3 protein-coding genes and 1 pseudogene are annotated in these 4,276 nt (G+C 71.2%); 1 reads left to right on the forward strand and 3 read right to left on the reverse strand.

Annotated elements, in window-relative coordinates; all coding sequences use genetic code 11:
• Positions 1 to 1,048: pseudogene (locus ACO1BR_RS43830) on the reverse strand (DNA-binding protein); the annotation flags it as partial.
• Positions 1,049 to 1,309: 261 nt separating this feature from the next.
• Between ACO1BR_RS43830 and ACO1BR_RS43835 the strand changes: the two are divergent.
• Positions 1,310 to 2,935, forward strand: coding sequence for a substrate-binding domain-containing protein (locus ACO1BR_RS43835; protein WP_426800707.1), 1,626 nt, complete (start codon positions 1,310 to 1,312; stop codon positions 2,933 to 2,935).
• A gap of 172 nt (positions 2,936 to 3,107) precedes the next feature.
• Here ACO1BR_RS43835 and ACO1BR_RS43840 read toward each other — a convergent pair whose 3' ends face one another.
• Complete coding sequence (locus ACO1BR_RS43840; RefSeq protein WP_426800708.1) at positions 3,108 to 3,452, reverse strand: hypothetical protein; 345 nt, start codon at positions 3,450 to 3,452, stop codon at positions 3,108 to 3,110.
• A partial coding sequence (locus ACO1BR_RS43845) for a transposase (protein WP_426800709.1) occupies positions 3,449 to 4,276 on the reverse strand: 828 nt, incomplete at its 5' end. The genes ACO1BR_RS43840 and ACO1BR_RS43845, both read right to left, overlap by 4 nt.

Raw genomic sequence — 4,276 nt, forward strand, 5'->3', positions numbered from 1 at the left:
CTACGCTCACGGGCCGCCGAGCCGTCGGCCGCTGCATTACGGGCAGCTCGCCGACGGGTGGGAGTAGAACCGTTCGCGCGACCGCGGTGCGCTTGAGGTCGCGCACGCTGAGACCGCCCGCCCGCAGCACCGTGGGCCCGCCCTCGTCCCAGTCCTTCAGCAGCTCCTCCACCGTCGCCAGCGCGGTGTACGCCTGCCCCGCCGCGGTCGCGTCCACAACCTGTGGACGGTGCGTGGCCGCCGCTTCCAGGGCGGGCGGCAGCGGCTCGGTGGTGCGATGCGCACTGCCGCCGCGCAGATGCAGGGCCACCTCACGGGGGAGTACGACCGTCCCGGGCGCCGTAGGCAGCAGCAGCCCGCGGTCCAGGAGCCAGCGCAGCCGGGGCGCCGGATCGGCCGTGACCTGCCCGTACGGCGGCCCCCACACCAGCCGGTCCAGCACCTCCCGGGACTCCTGCGGCGCCCCCGCCAGCAGTTCCGTCATGCGTCCGCGGTCTCCGTACAGGGCGGTGAGCGAGGCCACGGCGGACACGGAGTCGTGCGTCGAGGACAGCCCGACCGCGGTCACGATCTCCTGGATCCGGCCCGGCGACATGCCCGCCGTCGCCTCCTGCGCCGTAGGCCCGAGCCCGGTCGGCGACGGGTGCTGCGGCGACGGCGCGAGCAGCTCACGGGCCGTCCGCACCAGCCGCAGCCGGTCGTCGCCGCCCCACACCAGGGCCTGCTCACGCAGGGTGCCGAGGGCACGCGGGAGCGCCACGGCGACCGCGGGATCGCCCCCGTCGCCGCTCATCAGCCCGAGCAGTTCGTCGTGCCCGGCCGGATCCGCGGCCACGGCCAGCGCCTCGGCCGTCTGCAGCGCGAAACGGTCCAGCCGCTCCAGCGCCCGTACGACGGACGCGCGGGTGCCGGCCCGGGTCGCCAGCTGGGTGAGGTCGGTGGGGACGGGCGTGATGAGGTCGGGGCGGGCGCGGAGCAGCTCCGCCAGGGAAGCGTCGTCCCTGAGCCGGAGTGCCTCTGCGAGAGAACGCGGGGCCGGGGTGCTCATCTGACTCACGGTAGCGGGTGGGCGCGCGTCCCTGGGGGCTCTGCCCCCAGACCCCCGTCGGCCCTGAAGGGGCCTCGTCCTCAAACGCCGGACGGGCCGGGGGTGGCTGGTTTGGCTAACGGAACGTTTCCCAGATGGCCCGCGGATGAACTTCAGCAGGAGGATTGCGAAAACCCTGGCCCCACTCGGTACGCACTGGTCACCCTTGGCTCCCTGTCAACTAGGCCATTCAACAAGGCAATTCGACAACGGGGGGCCGTGGTGGGGATCTTCGGCGTGGAGTTCGACTTCAACAACATCGTCGCGATGGTCAGTATCGCGATCCCCCTCCTGGCGTTCTTCTGGGAGTTCGTGGTCATCCGCCGCAAGCGGCTCGGCTACCGCTTCCAGATGGACACGCTCGCCACGGACACCGCCCACGCGCCCAGCGCCGACGTCCTGGCCCGTATGCACGACAACGGCAGGCCGCTGTCCGAGCCGTCGTTCGTCCTGCTGCGCATCGAGAACGCCGGCTGGCGGGAGATAGCGCCCTCGGACTACCTGGCTCCCCCCGCCGCGGAGACCGGCGCCCACGTCCTGTTCCCGGACCGCCGCGTCGTCGGCATGGCGGTCACCGAACTCAGCCATCCCGCACTGCGCCACTTCTTCGTCACCACGCGCGAAGGCCGCACCCAGGAGACCGACGGCTTCGGGATCGGCGAGGAAGACGGATCCGGCGTCATCCGGCTGCCCCGGGTGACGCTCAACCCCGGCGCCCACTACAAGGTGCTGGCACTGCTGGAACGCAGCTCCGGCAGCCCGGGGGCGGTCTTCCCCGACCCGGAGCTCCAGGCCGACCTGACCGGCCAGAACCGCCGTTCCTTCGCCTGGGCCCGCTGGCTCGCCCGGCTCAAGCCCGCCCAGACCGAGAGCCACACCTTCGCCTCCCGGGCGGCGAAGGTCCTCATGAGCCTGCTCGCGATGGCCGTCCTCCTCCAGGCGGGTCTGACCCTGTTCTGGCCCACCAGACCCGCCCCGCTGGACTGCGTCGGCGGCACCCTGCACCTGGAGGGCTCCACGGCCTTCGCACCCGCGGTGCAGGCGGCGGCCAAGGAGTACGCGCAGCTCTGCGAGGCCAAGGGCGCGAAGATCGCCGCCGACGACGGCGCGTTCCAGGGCAGCGGGGAAGGCATCGCCGCGCTGGAGCGGACCGGCACGGACGCCGGCCTCAAGGGCACCGAGGGCCTCGCCGACCGCATCGCCTTCACCGACGGGCCGGCGGACAAAGGCCACCCCGAGATCCTGCCCCGCCCCGTCTCCTACGCCCTGTTCACCCTCGTCGTGAACAAGGACGCGAAGGTCCGCAACCTCTCCGTCCAGCAGATCCGCGACCTCTACGCCAAGAAGATCACCAACTGGTCCGTGGTGGGCGGTGCCGACCTCCCCGTCCACCTCGTCGACCGCCACCGCGACTCCGGCACCCGCAACGCGCTCGAAAAGCGCGTCCTCAACGGGAAGTCCGTCCCGGAGGCCGACGTCAACGACTGCGCCCAACTCGCCCACGACAAGCCCGGAGTCTGCGAGGCCGACAGCACCGACACCCTGCTGGACCGGACGGCCACCCTACCCGGCGCCCTCGGCTACAGCGAGGCGAGCAGCGTGACCTCCGGCGACGTCGTCAAGCTCCGTATCGGCGACATGCCGCCCACCCTCGACGGCGTCGAGAACGGCACCTATCCGTACTGGCAGACCGAGTACGCCTACACCTACGGAGAACCGCCCGCCGACTCCATCGCCGCGGCCTTCCTGCGCTACCTCACCGACCAGGGCGGCAAGGACATCCTGCGCGAGTACGGCAACCGCCCCTGCCCGGAGACCCGCTACCCGCTGGTGTGCCGACCGACGTGACCTGCGGCCTGCGATACCGTCGTCACCACGGGGAAATCCGAGGAATCCGGGGAATCCAACACACCCACCCCAAAGGGGACTTCGTGGGTATCGAGAGCGACAAGGTCGTCTACGAGTATCTGAGCCGCGTCGGTGACGTCAAGCCCGGGAAGTTAGGGGCCGGTGTCGTTCGTCAAGCTGGCCCTCGGCGTGATGGTGAAACGCGTGGTGATGCGGCGTTTGCCCAACTGGCCCCGCCCTTGGGCTTGTTGTAGGGGTAGGGCGAGAGCGTGCGTTTGACGGTGCGTGGGCTGGTCCTGTCCCGTCGCCGTGCGGGGTGGAGGTGGCGGGGGTCGAGCAGGGCCGCGGTGACGCTGTCCGTGTGGCAGGAGGTGCTGATCACGCTGTTGCGGAGGGTGCGCAGGGCGAGGGTGAAGGAGAGCCGGTCGGGGTCGAGGCCGGCGGTGTCAGCGGCCTGGCCGGTGGTGATGCGCAGGGCCTGGTAGGTGATCAGGTAGGCGTAGATCTCCTGGTTCACTCCGACCGGGTGGTGGGAGCGCAGGACCTGGCTGGGCCCGCGCAGCGTGGCCTTGAGTGCGAAGAACGCGGTCTCGGCCTCCCAGTGCTGGTGGTAGAGCCGGGCGAGGTCGGCGGCCGGTAGCGGTGGGCGTCGAGCAGTGTGGTGAGCAGCCGCATCGAGGAGGTGCGGGTGGCGCCGTCGCTGGTGGTGACAGTGATGGTGACCTCGATGACCCGGGCGAGCAGACCGTGGACCTGGGGCGGGATACCACCGCGCCTGACCCACTGGTGATAGCGGATGGAGTGTGGGGGCAGCGGCAGGAAGCAGATGCCCGAGCCGTCCGCCAGCGCCTGCAAGACGGGCACCGGATGCCGGGTCTTGGACCGGAACAGCAGGTGGGCGCCAGTGTCGGCGACCTGGCGCATCAGTGCGTAGCTGTCGTAGCCGCGATCGGCCAGCAGCAGCATGCCCGGGGTGAGGCTGCGCAGCAGACCGCGCACCTGTCCCACCTCGCCGCCGGTCCGGGGGCCGAAGACGGCATCGATCAAGGCGCGGGTGCCGCATTCCACCAGCGCCGACAGGTGAACCTGCGGATAGCCGGCAGGGCCGTGGCCGGAGCGGTGCCGTTTGAAGAGGGCCACGTTGTCGGCGGTGTCGGCTGCTTCCACGGTGGTGGCATCCCAGGCCACCAGCCGCAGCCCCTGCCAGAACGCACCGGCTGTTGCCGTGGTGGCCACCGGGCCTCGCAGCCGGGCGAACAGCAGCGCGAACGGTTCTACTCCCACCCGTCGGCGAGCTGCCCGTAATGCAGCGGCCGACGGCTCGGCGGCCCGTGAGCGTAG

This window comes from Streptomyces sp. YGL11-2, assembly GCF_050054615.1.
GTDB lineage: Bacteria > Actinomycetota > Actinomycetes > Streptomycetales > Streptomycetaceae > Streptomyces.